The following is a 20,421-nucleotide window of genomic DNA, read 5'->3' as shown; positions in this document are numbered from 1 at the left end:
GAGGTGAGAGTTTGATTAAAGGTGAAAATATTTTTTTAAGACCTATACAAAAAAGTGATTTATTAATTCTAAATGAGTGGAAAAATGATGAAGACACATATAAATATTTAGGTGGTGGATTCATGCCAACATCTGTCGATCAACAGGAAAAGTGGATGGATTCTTTAATTGATACTACGGGCAATAATAAACGGTTTATTATTTGTGATATGGAAAAGTTAGCAATTGGAATGGTTGGTATCTACGATATAAAAGATATACACAGAACTTGTGAGATTGGTATATATATAGGAGGTAAAAGTGTTAAAGGCAAGGGTTATGGTAAAGAGGCTTGTAAATTAATCGAGAAATTTGCTAAAGAATACTTGAATTTAAGAAAAATCAAATTAAATGTAGTTTTTGATAATGAAGCTGCCCTTAAATTATGGGAATCTTTAGGGTATGAAAAGATTGGTGAATATAAAGAAGAACGATTCATAAAAGGTGAATATAAAAATCTAGTATTAATGGAAAAATTCATTTGAAATATTTTTAAGTGATTATGGAGGATAGCTATATGGATAAAGATTTGAATATATTAATATTAAGTTGCGGAACAAGAAATAAAATAGTGCAGTATTTTAAAAAAGAATTGAATAGTAAAGGTTTAGTTATGGCTACGGATTGTAGCAGTTTAGCTCCCGCTCTATATGAAGCAGATGAATATTTTATCGTTCCCAGACTGGATGATGAAGGATATCTAGAGCGTATACTGTCAATTTGTGAAGAAAATAAGATAAAAGCTGTTTTGTCATTGGTCGATCCGGAGTTAAGTTTCCTTGCTGAAAATAAGAAAGCATTTTTAGATATTGGAACATTACCAATTGTTTCAGAACTTGACGTTATTGAGATGTCTTTTGATAAATACAAAATGTTTGAATTTATGGTTCGAAATAATTTTCAAACTGTAAAAAGCTATATAAACGAAGACCAGTTTTACAATGATTTAGAAACTGGAGACATCGGTTTTCCGGTATTCGTTAAGCCTGTAAAAGGCAGTGCGAGTATTAATATTAGCAAAGTAACAACAAAGAATGAAATTAAGGTGCTATTTAGCCAGTTTGATAATTTAATGATTCAGGAGTTTATGGATGGAGCGGAATATGGAGCAGATGTTTATATCGATATGATCTCCAAAGAACCTGTTTCAATATTTATAAAAGAAAAGCTGAAAATGAGAGCTGGAGAAACAGATAAATCGGTTTCGGTAAAAAATGATATGCTTTTCAGGTTAATCTCCGATTTTGTGAAAAAAGCTTGTTTTATAGGGATTATCGATATTGATATTTTTAAAGTTAATGGGGAATATTACATTTCTGAAGTTAACCCAAGATTTGGCGGAGGATTTCCTCATGCGTATGAGTGCGGGGCAAACGTTCCTGAGATGATTATTAATAATGTCCAGGGTTATAGGAATGTAGATGTTACTGGTAAATATGATGAGGGTGTTTATATGATGAAGTTTAATGAAGTAAAGATAATTAAATAACAACAACGTTTATTTGAGTAAGGGTGAGAAAGTGAATATATTATTTTTATCGATTGGTAAATTGAATAATATTGAAGATCGCGGACTATATACCGATTTACTAAGAGAATTTAGAGATAATGGCCATCAAATGTACATTGTGAGTCCTAGAGAAAAAAGAGTAAATAAACCAACTGAATTTATAAGTGAAAACGGAGTGAATTTTTTAAAAGTAAAAATCGGAAATATCACAAAAGTCAATAACTTAGAAAAAGGAATATCGACACTATGTATAGAAAGTTTATTTTTAAAAGCTATTAAAAAATACTTTAAGAATATCAAATTTGACCTGATAATATATTCAACTCCCCCAATTACTTTTGAAAAAGTAATTGGATATATTAAAAAGAGAGATAATGCTAAATCATATTTATTACTTAAAGATATTTTTCCACAAAATGCAGTAGATTTAAATATGTTTAGCAAAAAAAACCTTATATATAAATATTTTAGATTAAAAGAAAAGAAATTATACAAGCAGTCAGACTATATTGGATGTATGTCTCAAGCTAATGTAGAATTTATTTTAAATCATAATTTGGATTTAAATTCTCAGAAGGTCGAAATAAGTCCTAATAGTATAGAGGTTGTTAAAGTTAACAATGATAACTCACAGATTACAAGAATTAGAGAAAAGTATAATATACCTTTTGATAAAACAGTATTCATATATGGTGGAAATCTTGGCAAGCCCCAAGGAATAGATTTTTTAATTGAATGTTTGTACGCAAATAGAAATAATAATGAAGTTTATTTCATAATAGCAGGATCTGGTACAGAGTTTAACAAAATTCAGAATTACTTCAAAGTTAATCAACCAATAAATGCACAATTATTTAAACAATTGCCTAAAAACGATTACGAAGTTTTGGCGAACTCTTGCGATGTTGGTTTAATATTCTTGGATCACCGTTTTACTATTCCTAATTTCCCGTCAAGAATCCTCTCTTATATGCAAGCATCTATGCCTGTACTAGCGACGACCGACTCAAATACCGATATTGGTCAAATAATAGAAAAAAATGAATTTGGTTATTGGTGCGAGAGTAAAGATGTACAAATATTTAGTGAAAAATTAAGACAACTGTCTGATAAAGCTGTTAGAGAAAAAATGGGACATAATGCTAGAAAGTATTTAGAGGAAAATTATACTTCAAAGCATTCATACGATATCATTATGAGTCATTTTGAGTAAAAGAAAGAGGTAAAAATATGTTTAAAAATAAAGTATTATTAATCACTGGAGGAACAGGCTCTTTTGGTAATGCAGTACTAAACCGGTTTTTAAATACAGACATCAAGGAAATTCGCATCTTCTCTAGAGATGAAAAAAAACAAGAAGATATTCGGAAACGTCTTAATAATCCAAAAGTAAAATATTATATTGGCGATGTAAGAGATGTTAATAGCCTTAATACTGTAATGAACAATGTAGATTACGTTTTTCATGCAGCCGCACTTAAACAAGTTCCTTCATGTGAATTTTTCCCAATGGAAGCTGTAAAAACTAATGTGTTGGGAACAGAAAATGTGCTGAATGCAGCAATTCAAAATAACGTTAAAAAAGTAATATGTCTTTCTACTGACAAAGCTGTATATCCAATCAATGCAATGGGAATCTCAAAAGCAATGATGGAAAAAGTGACTGTTGCTAAGTCGAGAACAGTAGATATGGATGATACGACTATCAGTAGTACACGTTATGGCAATGTAATGGCTTCACGTGGATCTGTTATTCCTCTATTTATTGATCAGATTAAATCTGGCAAACCAATGACAATTACAGATCCTGCAATGACACGTTATTTGATGTCTTTAGAAGACGCTGTTGAATTAGTGCTATTTGCATTTAAAAACTCGGACCAGGGAGACATCTTTGTCCAAAAAGCTCCAGCTTCTACAATTGGTGAACTTGCTCAGGCTCTTAAAGAGTTGTTCAAGGCAGACAACCCAATTGAAGTGATTGGAACTCGTCATGGAGAGAAATTATATGAAACTCTTTTGACTAGAGAAGAAATGGCGGTTGCCACAGATATGGGGGGCTATTACCGAATCCCTGCTGATAATCGTGATTTGAATTACAATAAATATTTCACTGAAGGTGAGGAAGAAATCTCTGAAGGTTGGGAATATAACTCTCATAACACTCATCGCTTGAATATGCAGGAAATCAAAGATCTTTTATTAAGTCTAGATGTAGTACAAGAAGAATTAGCAAAAATGGGTGTTACGCAATGACTAAAATTTTGGTGACAGGTGCCAATGGATTTGTTGGTAAAAACTTAGTAGCAGAATTAAGAAATCAGGGCTTTGAAGAGTTGTATCTATTTAATAGAGAAAACTCTTTGGAGGAGCTTGAAAAATTCACAAAAGACTGCGATTTCGTCTTTCATTTAGCGGGTGTTAATCGGCCACTGAATGAAAGTGAATTCATGGAAGGTAACCAAGGGTTAACTTCACAACTACTTCAACTCTTAATAAAAAATGAAAACAAAGCTACGGTATTAATCACATCTTCCATTCAGGCTGAGAAAGATAATCCGTATGGTAAGAGTAAAAAAGCTGGAGAAGATGAATTACATGCTTATGCAAACGAGACAGGAGCAAACGTATTTGTGTACCGTTTGCCAAATTTATTCGGTAAATGGAGCAAGCCAAATTACAATACAGTAGTTGCGACTTATTGCTATAACGTAGCCAGAGATTTAGATATCCAGGTAAACAATTCTACGGCGCTTCTTGATCTTGCTTATATCGATGATGTTCTTGATGAATTTCTTAGAGCTTTAAAAGGCATTCCTACTGTATGCAACAATCTTTGTGTTGTACCAGTTACACATAAGATTGAATTAGGTGACTTGGCTGATCGAATCAGAAGCTTTAAAGAAAGCAGAAACTCTTTAGCAGTGCCGACTATGAGCGATGAATTGACAAAAAAATTGTATAGTACATATCTTAGCTTCTTACCAAATGATAATTTTTCATATGACTTGAAAATGAATGTGGACAACCGTGGATCTTTTACAGAATTCTTGCGCTCTCCTGATCGCGGGCAAGTTTCGGTTAATATTTCTAAACCTGGAATCACTAAAGGAAATCATTGGCATCATACAAAGAATGAAAAGTTTTTAGTGGTAAGTGGTAAAGGTCTAATCAGATTCAGAAATATTGATTCGGAAGAAATAATTGAGTATTATGTGAATGGTGAAAAGCTGCAGGTAGTTGATATTCCGACAGGATACACACATTCGATTGTGAATGTGGGAGATACGGATTTAGTGACTGTAATGTGGGTGAACGAAAGCTTTGATTCAGAGAAGCCAGACACTCATTATTTGGAGGTATAAGAATGAAGAAATTAAAAGTAATGACAGTGGTAGGAACCAGACCTGAAATTATCAGGCTTTCAGCAGTGATCAATAAACTGGAAGAATCGAATGCAATTGAACATATTCTTGTACATACTGGTCAGAACTATGACTATGAATTAAATGAAGTCTTCTTCGAGAATTTTAACTTAAGAAAGCCGGATTATTTTTTAAATGCAGCAAATGGTACAGCTGTAGAAACAATCGGTAATATTCTTGTGAAAATCGATCCGATTTTAGAAGGAGTTAAACCAGAAGCATTGCTAGTTCTCGGCGATACAAACAGTTGCTTATGTGCAATTGCAGCTAAAAGAAGACAGGTTCCTATTTTCCATATGGAAGCCGGAAATCGTTGTTTTGACCAGCGTGTTCCAGAAGAAACGAATCGGAAAATTGTCGATCACACGGCGGATATCAATTTAACTTACAGTGATATTGCTAGAGAATATTTATTAAGAGAGGGTCTTCCAGCAGATCGGATTATTAAGACGGGAAGCCCTATGTTCGAAGTTCTTAATTCAAGAAAAGAAGACATTGAAAAATCAAACATTGTGACCAAATTGAATCTTGAAGAAGATAAATACTTTGTAGTTTCAGCTCATCGTGAGGAAAATATTAGTTCTGAAAAGAACTTTATGGACCTATGCGATAGTTTAAATGCAATTGCAGATAAGTATGGTATGCCAATAATTATAAGTACTCATCCTAGAACTCAAAAAATGATTGATGCTAAAGAGATTAAATTCAATTCATTGATCAAGATACTGAAACCATTAGGTTTTAATGATTACGTAAAACTACAAATGAAATCAAAATCAGTTCTAAGTGATAGTGGAACTATTAGTGAAGAATCTTCGATTCTAGGCTTTAAAGCACTCAATATTAGGCAAGCACATGAAAGACCTGAATCAATGGAGGAAGGGACTGTCATGATGGTTGGACTAGAGAAAGATAGAATTTTGCAAGGGCTAGCTATTTTAGAAAATCAAAATGAGAATATATTAAGAATAGTTAAAGATTATAACATGCCAAACGTTTCTGAAAAGGTAATTAGAATAATAATATCGTATACGGATTATGTAAATAAAGTAGTGTGGAGAAAATAAAAATAGCAGGTGAAACCTTGAATATTTTATATTTAATTTCAAAGATTGTAAAAAAAATTCACATACCAGCAATTAAAAATTCAAAAATACATAAATCTTCTAAAATTTGTTCAGCATCTCATATAGTAAATACAAATATAGGTAAGTATACCTATATTGGAAACTCTTGCACAGTCCTTCAGGCAAGAATAGGAAACTTTTGTTCAGTAGCAGATAACTGTATTATTGGAGGTGCAAGTCATCCGATAGAATGGGGGTCAACTTCTCCAGTATTTCATAATAAAAAAAATGTAATGAAAAAAAATTTTTCAAATCACACTTTTATCACAGGGGAAGAAACAGTTATTGGAAGTGATGTATGGATTGGAAATAATTCATTAATAAAAAGTGGACTACATATTGGTAATGGAGCAATAATTGGAATGGGATCAGTTTTAACAAAAAATGTTGGTCCATATGAGATTTGGGCAGGTAATCCCGCAAGGTTGATTCGCAAAAGATTTGATGAAGAAACTATTTCCATGCTTCAAAAGAGTGAATGGTGGACATATGATAATACTAGTTTAAAAAATATATCTACAAAAATTCATGATATAAAAAGTTTTACTAAAATCTTATAATGGGGTTAATTAAATGAGAATTCTGCATTGGGATGAAATGTTCCATCCTTCTTTCGGTTATCAAATAAATATTCTTCCAAAATACCAAGTAAAACAAGGTCATGAAGTTATAATATTGACTTCGGAAAAAATTGACAAACATCCTACTTTTTCGAAATTCGGAACACAAGTCGATATTGAAGAAGAAGATCGTAAATACATGGAAACCTATGGAGTAAAAATAATTAGATTACCTATCTATAAAGTAGTCAGTGGTCGTGTTATTTATAAAAGAGGCTTTATTAATATGATTAAAAAGTTGAAACCTGACATAATACTTTGTCATACTAATGATACTTTGTCTTCAATGATTATTACAAAAAAATATAAAAATATAAAAATCCCAATTGTATTTGATAATCATATGTTGGAAATGGCCTCAAAAAATCCTTTAAGTAATTTATTTCGCTTTTATTACAGGACTTTTATTACGCCAATTCTAAAGAAACATCAATTAGTAGTAATTAGAACTCAAGATGATAATTACGTAAATAAGCATTTAAAAATTCCAAAAGAACAAACACCTTTTCTTTCATTTGGTTCAGATACTACTCTCTTTTATCCAAGTTTGACTAATAAAAGAAATATGCGAAAAAAATATGATATAAATGAAAATGATTTTGTTGTAATTTACACAGGAAAGCTAAATGAAAGTAAAGGAGGTAAGATACTAGCAGATTCGTTTATCAAAAAATTTAATACTAATAAAAAAGTAATATTAATAGCAGTAGGGAATGCTAATGGAGAATATGAAAAAGAAGTTGAAAAACTTTTCAAAAAAAGTGCGAATAGAATTCTTCGCTTTCCTACACAGGAGTATGTTAATTTATCGGCATTTTACCAAATGGCTGACCTCTCAGTTTTTCCTAAGCAATGTAGTTTAAGCTTCTATGATGCTCAAGCTTCAGGTCTTCCAGTAATTGCTGAAAATAATAATATAAACAAAGGTAGATTAGCACACGGTAATGGAGAATTATACCAAGTTAATTCTAGTATAGATTTAAGGGAGAAAATAGAACTATATGCTAACATGAGCCAAGAAGAAATTGGGGAAATTTCAAATAATGCATTAAATTACGTTAAAAAAAATTATGATTATGTAGATATCGTTGATCAATATACGAGGGTATTAACAGATGAATACAATAGGTTTCACGAAATTTGATTAAGCTGTACAAGGGCGGTAGAGGTGATTTGAATAAAATAATACTTATTTTTGGAATTTTTAGTGTGAATTTGTTTTTCTCAATATCTGCGATAGTAGGATACAACTACAATGGACTAGATGAGAGTAAAATTTATTTGGTTTATAGCTCAGGAGTGGCTTGTTTTTGCTTTTTATTAAGCATTTTATACTTATTTAGAAAAAATGTAAAAGTAAATAAAAAAGATTTACTTTCATACTCATTACCTTTTATTTTTTTAGTAATGTATTTACTTAGTTTTTTCACTAATGATACTTATAGCAAATCGGCATTTTTAAGTTATGCTTATTTCTTGTTGTGGTCAGTACCAGCTGCATACATTGCTATTTATATAAATATGAAAAAAAGTTTTTTCGAACTTATAAAGTATATAGAAATTGTAATGCTGATTTTTAGTTTTTCAATCATAAATTCAGCTTTTATTCCTTTTATATCTGGTCAAAGTTTTTCTTCAATAGGAGGAGCTACTTATCAATCAGCATCCTATATTGCAGCATTTGCTTATGGATTGAACTTATATTTTTTAACACTAGGAAGCCACCATATAAGGCTAGATTTTACGGAAAAAATATCATATAAAATGTTTTGTATTTTTTTGCTTTTCATTCAAATTCTTGGTGTGATAATATCCGGAGGACGCGGTGGTATTGTTCTTGTTAGTGTTTATACACTAGTTATAGCAATTTTAATTATGAAATCAAAAAAGAAAAAAAATATATTATTTTTTATTTTTTTATTTTTAAGTAGCGTAATTACTATTCAATTACTATTTCCGTTTTTTATGAAGAACCATATTTTCTCAGATGGATTCTCAAGAGTATTTCAATTTGTTGAAGGTGATGACTTAATTAATTGGTCTGGTACATCTGGCAGAGATATAGTTTATAGTTACGCGCTTAACTTAATAAAAGAAAGTCCTGTAATGGGATATGGTGTTTTTGGTTATTGGGAATTTTTGCCTTTTTCTCCACACAATATTGTTTTAGAAATCTTACTAGGTGGAGGGGTAATATATTTAGCAATTGTTTCTACATTATTTATTCTTTTTCTTGTTAAACTAAATAAAATGATAAAAGTAAATAAAGAGAATACAATTATAATAATATTGTTTTTATATCCGCTAGTAATGCTAATGTTTAGTGGAACTTATTTGATATCTTCAGAACTTTGGTTTGTTTTAATATTAGTTTTTACTTCTACCTTTACTAATGAAAATATAAATTTTAAAAAAACTATGAGAATTGATATCGAAAATGAAACAAAGGAAAAAAACTATGAATGAAAAAATATCTCTAAAGAAAAAAGCAGCAGGAGGAATATATTGGACTGTTCTAGATTTTTTAGGATATCAAGGTATTCAGTTCTTTATTCAAATTATTTTAGCTAGGTTACTTTTACCAGAACACTTCGGTTTAATTGGAATTGTTTTAATATTTATAAACATCTCTAATTCTTTAGTTGATAGTGGATTCTCACAAGCATTAATAAGAGATAAAAATACGACTAACAGAGATTATTCAACAATTTTTTACTTTAATATTATGCTATCAATATTTATTTATTTACTTTTATTCGCAAGTTCTAAGCCTATAAGTTTATTTTTTGATGAACCAGCTATAGTTAATATTTTAAAAGTATTTGGGTTATTAATTATTCTAAATGCTTTAGGAATAGTTAAAAAAGTTGTTTTAACAAAAAATCTGAATTTTAAATACCTAACAAAAATAAATTTGTTTTCTAATGGTGTCTCTGGAGTTATAGCTGTATATTTAGCTTCAATTGGAATGGGAATCTGGGTTTTAGTTATTCATAATTTATTAAGTAAAACTATATATTTAGTACTCATATGGAGAAGTTCAGAATGGACACCAAGTTTGACGTTTAGTAAAATCTCTCTAAAAAAATATTATAGCTTTGGGATAAGACTATTAATTTCAAATCTAATTGACTCAATTTATCGTAACTCTTTAAGTGCAATAATTGGTAAGCAATATTCTGCAACTCAACTTGGTTATTATACAAATGCTGTAAAACTAAAAGACATGATTTCACAATCGATATCTGTGGCAGTTCAACGCGTATCATATCCTGTGTTATCTACTATACAAGATGACAATGATCGATTAAGAGAATCATATAGAAAAATTATAAAGTTATCTGTATTCTTTCATTTCCCCCTTATATTCGGAACGGCAGCAATTGCTCCTGTATTAGTTTTATTAATATTCGGAGAAAAATGGATTCCTATGGTGAGCTATTTTCAAATTCTAAGTGTTGCGGGGCTACTTTATCCTCTTCAAGCGATAAATTTTAATATTTTACAAATAAAGAATAGATCAGATTTATTTATTAAATTAGAACTTATAAAAAAAACTGTTTTCACAGTCTTGCTTGTAATAGCTATTTTTTCGGAATCAGGAATCTTAGGTTTAATGGTTGCTTCAGTTATAAATTCGTATGTTAGTTTATTTATAAGTGCCTACACTTCTGGAAAAGAGATTAATTATAACTTATATTTACAATTAAAAGACGTTTATCCAACATTGATTAATTCAATAATAATGGGTTTTTTCGTTTGGTTAGCTGGAGAATATTTAAATCAATCAGCTGTTTTTTTAATGATAGTTCAAATAATTACAGGGATATTTATATATATAGTCCTGTCATTTCTATTTAACAAAAAAGAAATTCAGACATTAAAAAATTTCCTTAAGCATTTTAATATAGTAAAGGAGCGAGTGTAACGCACGATATATTTTATGTTTTAAGGAAGGATGAGTGTAATGAATAAAAAGATAAACATACTCTTTTTAGTTCATAAATTTGATGTAGGCGGAGTCCAACGAGTAAATCTAAGTATGATAAATTCTTTAGATAAAAAAAAGTTTAATATTTTTGTGTTATACATTAAGGAAGGACTTCTTAAACAAGAATTAAATCAAGAAGAGGTTAAAATAAAAAAAATAGGCGACGTATTAAAAATTAAGTCCTTTTTCAATATTTTATACTTTTTTAAAATTTGTAGTTATGTCAAAGAAAATAAAATTAATATTATCCATACTCAAGATCCTATTCTTTATTATATCGGTTCTATAGCAGCAAAGATTACTAATATCAAGCACATTAGATCACAGCCTAACTTCATTAGTAAATACGAAAGAAAAAATGCTAAGACTTTAAAATATTTACCTTTTGAAAAATGGACGAATCATTTTATTACTTTTAATAAAGCGACAAAAAAAGACTTGGTAGAGGTAGGAGTTAAAACTGAAAAAATAACTACTATTTATGGATATTATGATTTAGATTTTGGAATTTCTAAAGAAAAAATAAAGAGAATTAAAAAAGGATTAGGAATTGATGAAGAAAAAAGAGTAATTTGTTCTATTGGAAGATTAGCTGAAAATAAAGGTCTTGAATTATACATCCAAATGATACCAATAATCTTAGAAAAGATTGATAATGCAGTTTTTTTAATAATTGGCGATGGACCATTAAAAAAAGTTTTGATAGAAATGGCGAAAAAAAATCATGTATTAGATAAAGTTATTTTTAGTGGGAATCGGACTGATGTTGATGATCTAATGAAAATAATTGATTTAGGAGTTTATGCAAATGAAAAAAGTGCCGGGATGGGAATTGTTCCGCGTAATGGCAAAGTTTTAATTTCTGTAAATAGTGAAATAATGAGTGAGTACATAGTTAATGGTAAAACTGGATTTTTAATAAATGAAAAATCCCCACAAGCATTCGGAAAAGAAGTAATAAGAATTTTAGAAAATGAAAAACTTATGAATATCATGGAAGCAAATACTAAAGAATTTGCAATTAATAGATTCGATGGAAGTAATAATATTAAAATTTTCGAAAATGTGGTAATGAAAATTTTAAATGAATCTAAATAAACAATATTTGCAAATATTATTTATTTAAACTCTTGCATTTAACTAGGATGGCAGTGAAGTTGGATTACGTAATTACCCCACAATTTATATAAGTTGTCTAAAAATTTATTTCTAATTTATCCAGGATATAATGGAAGTTATCTAGATAAATCGTCTAGTGGTATACAGCCGCAATTTTCCCAGTTTGACATCGGAATTAAACTGCGTTAAAAAGATGTTATACGCATTACAGCATTTAATTCATAGTGGTTGGTGCTCTTAATTCTTTTTAACTACTCCTCAATTTAGGAAAGTGACTTTTTCTCAGACAATAAAATTTCGTTGAATACCATATGTTCCCTCCTATGAAACAAGCAGAGTTCATTTGGATCACGCACTATTTAATACACGATAACTACTTGAGCTATTATACTTTATGGTCGCTAGACTCAATGAGATAGTCCAAAAAATGTTATCTTTTTATTTGACTTTTAACTGTGTGCCAAAACATCCCTTTTGAGGTATCGAAGAATTTCATTTAGAGTTTGGCTTAATTCAGAAATACAAATATACATTAAATTCCCAGTTTATCTTGTGTAACTTAATTTTGAATAACATCGATTGATTTAATATAAGAAATTTAACAAGTAACCATAATCTATTAAATAGAAGAGTAAAATACAAATAAAAGGAGAAACTATTAATGTCTATAATAAATATCGTTGGTATGGGATATATAGGATTACCTACAGCATTGATGTTTGCAAAAAACGGAGTAAAAGTAGTAGGTACGGATTACAATAAAGGTATAGTAGATTCATTAAACCAAGGAAAACTTTCATTTGAAGAAGAGGGTCTTCCAGAACTTTTTGAGGAAGCACGAGCTAATGGGGTAGAATTCTCTACAGAATACAAAAAAACAGATACTTATATTCTCGCAGTGCCAACACCCTATATTGAAGAAAGTAAAAAGCTTGATCCTATCTATGTTATTTCTGCAGTAAATAGTGTATTAGATGTGTGCAAAAAAGGTGCAGCTGTTATTGTTGAATCTACTATTTCACCAGGTACAATAGATCGTCATATTCGACCTATTATTGAAGCAAGAGGATTTGTAATTGGAGAAGACATTCACTTGCTACATGCACCGGAGAGAATTATCCCTGGAAACATGGTATACGAGTTGGAGTATAACTCTAGAACAATTGGTGCAGATAACTTAGAAGTAGCTGCTCGAATTAAAGAATTATATGCTAGTTTCTGTAAGTCGGAAATTCTTTTAACGGATATTCGTTCTGCTGAAATGTCGAAGGTTGTAGAGAATACATATCGTGATGTCAATATTGCTTTTGCAAATGAACTGGCTAAGATTTGTCGTACAGATAATATAGATGTCTATGAAATTATACGTATAGCTAATAAGCACCCGCGAGTAAACATTTTACAACCTGGACCAGGAGTTGGAGGACATTGTATCTCAGTTGATCCATGGTTCTTGGTTGGAGATTACCCAGATTTAACGAACTTGATTTTAGCTGCTCGTAAAATCAATGATTCTATGCCACGCCACGTACTGGGGCGCATTCGAGACATTATGCGTGAGCACAACATTACCGATATCAAAAAAGTAGGTTTGTATGGCCTTGCTTACAAAGAAAATGTAGACGATACAAGAGAAAGTCCAACTCTTCAATTACTAGAACGATTAGATGAGCATTTGGCATTTGGCGTAAAAGTATTTGATCCGTTTGTAAAAGAACAATTAGTGGATAACCAAATCATGGATTTTGATACTTTCGTCAATGATGTGGAAATTGTAGTAGTTATGGTAGGTCATGATCATATTAAAGAAAATATGGATATGCTGAAAGATAAATTTGTACTGGATACAAAAAATATTTGCACGCTAGAAAATTCTTACAAACTATAAAGAAATGTGGTTATAAATTTGGCTAAAAAAGTAATGGTCGTATTTGGTACGCGTCCTGAAGCCATTAAGATGTGTCCGTTGGTGCAAGAACTTAAAACAAGAGATACGTTAGAAACAGTTGTCTGTGTAACGGGTCAGCACAAAGAAATGCTAAAACAAGTTTTGGATGCTTTTCATGTAGTACCTGACTTTGATCTTTCAATTATGAAAGACAAGCAAACTTTATTTGATGTAACCATCAACATTCTTGAGAAAATGAAGAGTATTTTAGAAGAAGTAAAACCGGATGTCGTTTTAGTGCATGGGGATACTTCGACAACGTTTGTCACGTCTCTTGCTTGTTTCTATTTGCAAATTCCAGTTGGGCACGTTGAGGCAGGTCTTAGAACTTATGACATTTATTCGCCTTATCCAGAGGAGTTTAATCGTCAAGCAGTTGGCATTGTAGCAAACTACAATTTCTCACCCACTGAAATTTCAAAACAGAACTTGTTAAACGAAGGTAAAAATCCAGCATCTATTTTTGTTACCGGCAACACAGCAATCGATGCCTTAAAAACAACGGTTTCTGAGGAATATACTCATGAGCAGTTGGACTGGGCCTCCGATAGCCGTCTTATTATGATTACGGCTCATCGAAGAGAAAATCTTGGAGAACCTATGCGTAATATGTTCAAAGCAATCAAGCGGATTGTTGAAGAGCACACAGATATTAAAGCCATATATCCGATTCACATGAATCCAGTAGTGAGAGAAGCAGCAAAAGAAATTTTGGGTGATATGGATCGGGTAAGAATAATTGAGCCTTTGGAAGTTGTCGATTTCCATAACTTTTTAGCTAATTCTCATATTATCATTACGGATAGTGGTGGTATTCAAGAAGAAGCACCAAGTTTAGGTAAACCCGTTCTAGTGATGCGCGATACAACAGAACGCCCTGAGGGAATTGCAGCAGGAACACTTGAGCTAGTTGGAACCAACGAAGAAACGATATATAACGCTTTTAAATTATTGTTAGAAGATGAAGCGAAATATGAGTCAATGAGTAAAGCAAGTAACCCGTATGGAGATGGCTTTGCTAGTAAACGGATTGCTGATATTTTAGAAACAGAGAATCTATAAGTTTTTTAAAAAATGTTCATCTAACTAAAGTAAACCGCTCACACAAAAGTGTGAGCGGTTTTTTGTCATTTCCCACGCAATAAGTTTTTTTGGATTTTCCCAATCGAGGTTCTTGGGAAATCATCAAGGATGCGGAATTCTTGTGGCACTTTGAAATAGGAGAGATCTTTTGCGCAAAAATCGTGTAATTCGTTTTCTTCTAATTTAGCTCCATCGTATAGTTTTACATATGCAATGACGGCCTCTTCGCGTAAGGGGTCAGGTTCACCGATGACTGCACATGCTTGAATGGCAGGGTGGTTGGATAAAATGTTTTCAATTTCAATAGATGAGATGTTTTCACCGGCCCGTTTGATCATGTCTTTGTTACGGTCAACGAACCAAATAAAGCCTTCTTCGTTAAAGTAGCCATTGTCTCCCGTGTATAGCCAACCGTTTTGCACGGATTGCGCGGTCGCTTCTGGGTTTTTGTAATAGCCTTTCATAAACGAAGGTCCTTTGACAATAATTTGACCGACTTGTTTAGGAGGCAGTTCTTGACCTTGTTCGTCGATGATTTTGACTTGGTGGCCAAGAGCTGCTTTTCCAATCGACGAAATGCCGGTTTCAGGATCCACTGGCATGTCTTCGTATAATGGCACTACAATGTTGGTCGTAATTGACTCGGTCATTCCGTACCACTGAAACAACTTGACGCCAAAACGTGATTGGAATTTTTTAAGGTCTGGCGTAGGGACAAACAAGCCGTAGCCTGCTTGTCGCAAGCTATTAGTGGCTTCTTTTGGGTGTTGTGGTTTTTCGAGCAACATTTTAATGGTTGTAGCGACCATACTGGTGACGGTCGGCTTGTGTTGATCGACCGTGTCCCAGAAAGTAGAGGAACTAAAGCGTTTTTCCAATACAATGGTGCCTCCGCAAACCAACATCGCCATTGATGTATAGTACTGGGAATTGACGTGAAATAACGGTAAGAACACCAAGTATCGGTCGTTTGGAGTTAATTGTTGGTATAACACTGACGAGTGTCCTGCGAACAAATAGTTTTCGTGTGTTATTAACACACCTTTAGGTTTAGCCGTAGTACCGGAAGTATACATAATGCCCACAACATCACTTGGAGAAACGTCTTTTGCAATGTTTTCATTCGGATATTGTTCGAGTTGCTGGTACCACGCCGCATGACTTACTTGACAAAATCTCAACGATTTTTGATGAGCCGTTTCTAAATGAGTATTGTTGATTAAGTCCGCTTCATATAAAAACCCTTTGCTTTCGGAATGCTCAAGGAAATAGTCGAGTTCGGATGCAGTAGCTGCTGTGTTAATTGGCAGTAAAATTGCACCAATTGCGCCACACGCAAACCAGGTTTCGTAAAACAAAGGAGAATTTGATAAAAAGGCAGCGACGGTATCGCCTTTTTCAACGCCTTGAGCTTCAAACCAGCGAGCGAGTTGATTTACTCGCTGGAGCATTTCCGTGTAGCTATAATTAGCGTCTTCGAAAACAAGAAACTCTTTGGAAGGGTGTTGCAAGGCTTGTTTTTCAAGCATTGTATAAATTGTATGATGACCATGAGTGAGCATAGAAAAAACTCCTTTCAAGTTACAGAATTAACGGAATGACAGTGACGATGGTTCCAGCCACAATCATTAACAGCACCATAGACACTAAGCAATATCCCCAAATATCTTTTAACCCAAGACCCGATAGTCCGAGTGCAGGTAAGACAAAGAATGGCTGCATTAGGTTGGTAACCAAATCTCCAATAGTGACGGTGTTCACAACGGAAGAAATCGGAATATTGAATGCTCTAGACGCTTCCAACATAATGGGACCTTGAATTTGCCATTGACCGCCAGCGGATGGCACAAAAATGTTGACAACAGCTGCCGATAAGAACGACAGCAGTGGGAAAGTGTATTCGTTTGAAATGGAAACGAAGGCTTGCGAAATCACAGCAATCAGTCCTGAACCCACCATCATACCCATAATTCCTGCATAAAATGGAAATTGTAAAAGAATTCCTGAAGCAGAAGGCATACCTGCCGTGATCGCGTTAATGTAGCTAATCGGTGTACCGTGTAAGGCAAGACCTAATATAATAAAGAAGAAATTCAAAATGTTTAATTCTAAGTTAAAGCCATTCAACGAGACGTACTGGACAAGCCAAATGGTTCCCAGTGCGACTAAAAGGTAATTTAGGATTTTGCTACGGTCCATTTTTTCGGCAACTGTTTTAGCTGGTGCTAATTTTTCAACCACAAAGACATCCACGTCTTTTTCAAAAGGGATGACTTCATCGGATTTTGGCATCATTTTAATATAAGCGAACAAGACCACGACCAGTCCCAAAAAAGCCGTAAGCAATAGCGTGGGACTAAAAATAGTTTCAGCTAGTGGAATCAAGCCGATTTCCGCTTCAAGCGAATGCCCCGGTGTATTGACAAGAAGGGGTGCTGTTACGGTAATACTTGCGGGCAAGATGGCAATAGTACCTGTATACGCAGCGGCAATCAAAATACGAAAGTCTGCCGCTTTTACATTTTTCGCAACTTCAATGGCAAACAAGGTGCCAAGCACAAAGCCAAGTCCCCAGCTAAGATAGCCGGCTGCAGCTGCAACAAGAATGGTGGAGATCAATGCAGATTTTTGTGTTTTCGGAATGGATGCCACACGAACCAATAATTTTTGGACAGGGGGTGCTTTTACTAATGCATAGCCTGTGATTAAAATCAGAATCATCTGTGTGGTAAAGGCTAGGAAGTTCCAAAATCCTGTGTACCAATGCGTGGTCATTTCCGTTAACGATTGGCTTGTAACGGTCATTCCTAAGATCAAAGTTAAAAAGGTAAGAAGAATGGCGAAAATAAAAGCGTTTGGTAAATAGTTTTCAACCCCCACATTAAAACGTTGTGATATTTTTCTTAACATGCAATAATTCCTCCTTGTCGTGTAGACGCTTTCATGACGTTGACTAGTAATAGGTATGTATATAGACTATAGTCTATGAATATAATTTCGCAGACTGAAGTTCCTTTGTCAAGTCAATTTTAAATATTCTGATAAAGAGAGGTTTTTAGATGAGCAGACAAGAAAAAGCACAACAAACCAAAAATAGAATTTCGAAAATTGCTTTAGCCTTGTTTAACGAAAAAGGCTTTACCAATGTAACGGTCGACGAAATTATCGAAAAAGCCGATTCTTCTAAAGGTGCCTTTTATAATCACTTTAAAAGCAAACACGAGATTTTCGCAGAAAAATTTAAAGAAATCGATAATTTTTACGTAGAAGAGTTGTTTCCTCAACTCAAAGCGGAAAAAGTCATCACCCTAAAACTAAAACAGTTTTTATTCATGCAAATGACTTACATTGAACAAGACTTAGGATGGGATGTGGTACGAACCATCTACGAGCAAGAACTCAATCCAGAACGCGAAAGTTATTTTAGTAACCCCGCGCGCCCACTTTATCAATTTTTAATCGAGTTGTTGAATGAAGGAATCGAAAACAATGAGATACGAGACGATTTGACAGCGCATCAAATGCATACCGTCCTCATACATGCCATGCGTGGCATCCTTTATGACTGGGGAATGAATAGAGGCGCGTTTAGTTTAGTTGAACGTCAGGCGTTGCTATTTGATGTGGTGATTCGAGGACTGGAGAAGTAAAAAATGCGATTCGTTCATCGATTTGGTTTTACCAACAGAAGAAACGGTCAAGACCTTGTCGAATTAGCGCCATAAGTAAGTTGAAAGACTTTGTACATGAGACGGTGCATATAGCCATCTAAAAGAACGACTCCTATATAATAAGAATTTACGTCCATGAAAAAGAAGTAATTATAAACAATTTATAAAATTCATGACAATTATATGAGAAAGAAGCTATATTCCTATGAACACAAGGTTCTGTAGTGCCCCCTTAAAGTTAGAGTATAAGTTTATGAAAGAAGTGCAATTGTCATGAATTGTCCGGTCCCTTGAGAGCAGAAAAAAAGAAGAATGAAAGGGAAAAAGCGGACAGCTCACCGCTCCATATGAATCTATGGATCAAACCGTTCTGAATGCGAATCTTCTTCCGCTATTTGTCGGTAACTCGAGCAATAAAGGCAATAGGCTGTATTGGACTTATCAAAAGGTTCCTGCAACAATTTTTTTAACACTTGTCGGTTAAAAAATTTTGAACCTCTTCATCTGAATATAGCAGAAACGAGCTATGCAGGAAAAATCTAGTTTCTTACCGAAGGTAATTTTGTCTCAGTTGGATAATGTTAAATATAGATGCTGACAGTCAGCAAACAAAAATGCGAATAGGCCTTTTGACAAAATAGCGTTCTTAATAAACCTAAGAACTGTAAGTGAGTAATGGCTAATGGATGATAATATGCACCTGCAGATTTCTGCAACTTCTTGAATTATGTATTGTAAAAAAGTTTCGTATATTTTAATATGCTTTTACCTTAAACTGTATATTTATTTATAATAAATATTTTCGCATTTTAAAAAATGATACCTTCGACTATTAGGGGATGGTATTATTAATATAGTAATAAACTAATAATATATAGTGAAGGTGAATCTCGATGAAGAAAAAAATTGTAATGGGTCTTATCATAGTAGTATTTTTATTTGTAGGAATATATGGTTATAATTTATATAAGAATTATCAAGACTTTAATTCCTTACGTTCGCTTCTTTATGATGGGTACATTCCGGATTCAAAAGAGTTTGCAATATTTCTTGAAGAATATGAAAGCTTCAATAACAGTTTAAATTTAACTACTTGGCAAGTTGAAAAGGGATATGATATGAATTTAGAATTAAGTAGAAAATTCGAAAATACTGAGATAATCTTAACTTCAAAAGATGTACAAACCGACGAAGCAAGAAAATTAAAGGGAAATGTTCTAGTAGCTATTGATAATATCCAAATTATTTTAAATAGAACCTATGAATCTGACGACATTAATGATTTAACACCAAATATTGAAGTTTTAAGAGCGCAAATCCAGGAAATGAATGAAATCTTAAATAACAATTGAATCGCTATCCTGAGAAATAAACTAGTGTATCCCCTTTTTCGAATATGTTAAAAAAGAAAAAACGCGCCCTGTGAGCGAAAAAATTCAATTTATACAAACAGATTGAATAGAGAAAATACCATCTTCAGTGAAATCAATCGATTTCGAAGGGGGTGTGTATGTTAGTGAGATTGATAAATAGTCATAATTGAACCATACACACGGGCCACCTGGAGAATGTTTTCCATTAAAGCTGTAAGAATAGCAAATTGTGGAAATTCGCGTCCCTGGGAAAGAAACAATTCTACAGAATTCAGACAATTTACTACAAATAAATGCAAAAGAAAATCCAAGTCCTAGAACTCAAGGTTCAAGAGCTTGGATTTCCATCATTTATACAGAAAGCTGAATTGTTATGAATTGCGCCGTTCTCTGGGAACAGTTACTAAACTGTGGAGTCTTATTTGGTGAAATCTGTTTACCGTTATTTGTGGAAAACTGTTTACTCTAGTTTAGCGTTTACAGCAATTCTCATATAAGTAAAAACATAAAAAAAT

General features: G+C 32.8%; 17 protein-coding genes. 15 read left to right on the top strand and 2 right to left on the bottom strand.

Annotated elements, in window-relative coordinates; all coding sequences use genetic code 11:
* The first annotated feature begins 11 nt into the window (after positions 1-11).
* The 13 genes from PLANO_RS11845 (at position 12) to wecB (PLANO_RS11785) (ending at position 14,841) form a co-directional block, all read left to right on the top strand.
* Positions 12-524, top strand: coding sequence for a GNAT family N-acetyltransferase (locus tag PLANO_RS11845; RefSeq protein WP_052124317.1), 513 nt, complete (start codon positions 12-14; stop codon positions 522-524).
* Between the two features lie 32 nt (positions 525-556).
* Complete coding sequence (locus PLANO_RS11840) at positions 557-1,528, top strand: ATP-grasp domain-containing protein (RefSeq protein ID WP_038704649.1); 972 nt, start codon at positions 557-559, stop codon at positions 1,526-1,528.
* A gap of 31 nt (positions 1,529-1,559) precedes the next feature.
* Positions 1,560-2,762 (top strand): glycosyltransferase family 4 protein, encoded by a 1,203-nt coding sequence (locus tag PLANO_RS11835; protein ID WP_038704648.1) that lies wholly within the window; start codon positions 1,560-1,562, stop codon positions 2,760-2,762.
* A 17-nt stretch (positions 2,763-2,779) separates the two neighbouring features.
* Positions 2,780-3,805, top strand: coding sequence for a nucleoside-diphosphate sugar epimerase/dehydratase (locus PLANO_RS11830; RefSeq protein WP_038704647.1), 1,026 nt, complete (start codon positions 2,780-2,782; stop codon positions 3,803-3,805).
* Positions 3,802-4,914: a polysaccharide biosynthesis C-terminal domain-containing protein gene (locus PLANO_RS11825; RefSeq protein WP_038704646.1), complete on the top strand. Its 1,113-nt coding sequence runs from the start codon at positions 3,802-3,804 to the stop codon at positions 4,912-4,914. Before PLANO_RS11830 ends, PLANO_RS11825 begins: the two co-directional genes overlap by 4 nt.
* A gap of 2 nt (positions 4,915-4,916) precedes the next feature.
* Positions 4,917-6,041 (top strand): non-hydrolyzing UDP-N-acetylglucosamine 2-epimerase, encoded by a 1,125-nt coding sequence (wecB, locus tag PLANO_RS11820; protein WP_038704645.1) that lies wholly within the window; start codon positions 4,917-4,919, stop codon positions 6,039-6,041.
* 17 nt (positions 6,042-6,058) lie between these two features.
* Complete coding sequence (locus PLANO_RS15990) at positions 6,059-6,661, top strand: CatB-related O-acetyltransferase (protein WP_197053089.1); 603 nt, start codon at positions 6,059-6,061, stop codon at positions 6,659-6,661.
* 13 nt (positions 6,662-6,674) lie between these two features.
* Entirely contained in the window at positions 6,675-7,865 is a 1,191-nt protein-coding gene (locus PLANO_RS11810; protein ID WP_038704644.1) for a glycosyltransferase family 4 protein, read from the top strand.
* Between the two features lie 29 nt (positions 7,866-7,894).
* Positions 7,895-9,187 carry an O-antigen ligase family protein gene (locus tag PLANO_RS11805; RefSeq protein WP_156108906.1) on the top strand — a complete coding sequence of 431 codons (1,293 nt, stop codon included), beginning with the start codon at positions 7,895-7,897 and terminating at the stop codon, positions 9,185-9,187.
* A complete protein-coding gene (locus PLANO_RS11800; protein WP_038704642.1) occupies positions 9,180-10,649 on the top strand; it encodes a lipopolysaccharide biosynthesis protein in 1,470 nt (489 codons plus the stop codon). The genes PLANO_RS11805 and PLANO_RS11800 overlap by 8 nt, the downstream gene beginning before the upstream one ends.
* Positions 10,650-10,688: 39 nt before the next feature.
* Positions 10,689-11,810 (top strand): glycosyltransferase family 4 protein, encoded by a 1,122-nt coding sequence (locus PLANO_RS11795; RefSeq protein ID WP_038704641.1) that lies wholly within the window; start codon positions 10,689-10,691, stop codon positions 11,808-11,810.
* Between the two features lie 682 nt (positions 11,811-12,492).
* Positions 12,493-13,719 (top strand): nucleotide sugar dehydrogenase, encoded by a 1,227-nt coding sequence (locus PLANO_RS11790; RefSeq protein ID WP_038704640.1) that lies wholly within the window; start codon positions 12,493-12,495, stop codon positions 13,717-13,719.
* Between the two features lie 33 nt (positions 13,720-13,752).
* Positions 13,753-14,841, top strand: coding sequence for a non-hydrolyzing UDP-N-acetylglucosamine 2-epimerase (wecB, locus tag PLANO_RS11785; RefSeq protein WP_038705451.1), 1,089 nt, complete (start codon positions 13,753-13,755; stop codon positions 14,839-14,841).
* 65 nt (positions 14,842-14,906) lie between these two features.
* On the opposite strand, the gene PLANO_RS11780 is transcribed toward wecB (PLANO_RS11785), so the two are convergent.
* Positions 14,907-16,424 (bottom strand): class I adenylate-forming enzyme family protein, encoded by a 1,518-nt coding sequence (locus PLANO_RS11780; protein ID WP_038704639.1) that lies wholly within the window; start codon positions 16,422-16,424, stop codon positions 14,907-14,909.
* Between the two features lie 19 nt (positions 16,425-16,443).
* Positions 16,444-17,772 (bottom strand): short-chain fatty acid transporter, encoded by a 1,329-nt coding sequence (locus tag PLANO_RS11775; protein WP_038704638.1) that lies wholly within the window; start codon positions 17,770-17,772, stop codon positions 16,444-16,446.
* 149 nt (positions 17,773-17,921) lie between these two features.
* Here PLANO_RS11775 and PLANO_RS11770 point away from each other — a divergent pair, with 149 nt between their 5' ends.
* Positions 17,922-18,512 carry a TetR/AcrR family transcriptional regulator gene (locus PLANO_RS11770; RefSeq protein ID WP_052124316.1) on the top strand — a complete coding sequence of 197 codons (591 nt, stop codon included), beginning with the start codon at positions 17,922-17,924 and terminating at the stop codon, positions 18,510-18,512.
* 914 nt (positions 18,513-19,426) lie between these two features.
* Positions 19,427-19,885, top strand: coding sequence for a hypothetical protein (locus tag PLANO_RS11765; protein WP_038704637.1), 459 nt, complete (start codon positions 19,427-19,429; stop codon positions 19,883-19,885).
* Positions 19,886-20,421 lie beyond the last annotated feature (536 nt).

The organism is Planococcus sp. PAMC 21323, assembly GCF_000785555.1.
Lineage (GTDB): Bacteria > Bacillota > Bacilli > Bacillales_A > Planococcaceae > Planococcus.
The sequence above is the reverse complement of the archived record's forward strand: the minus strand, read 5'-3'. Positions and strand labels throughout refer to the sequence as shown.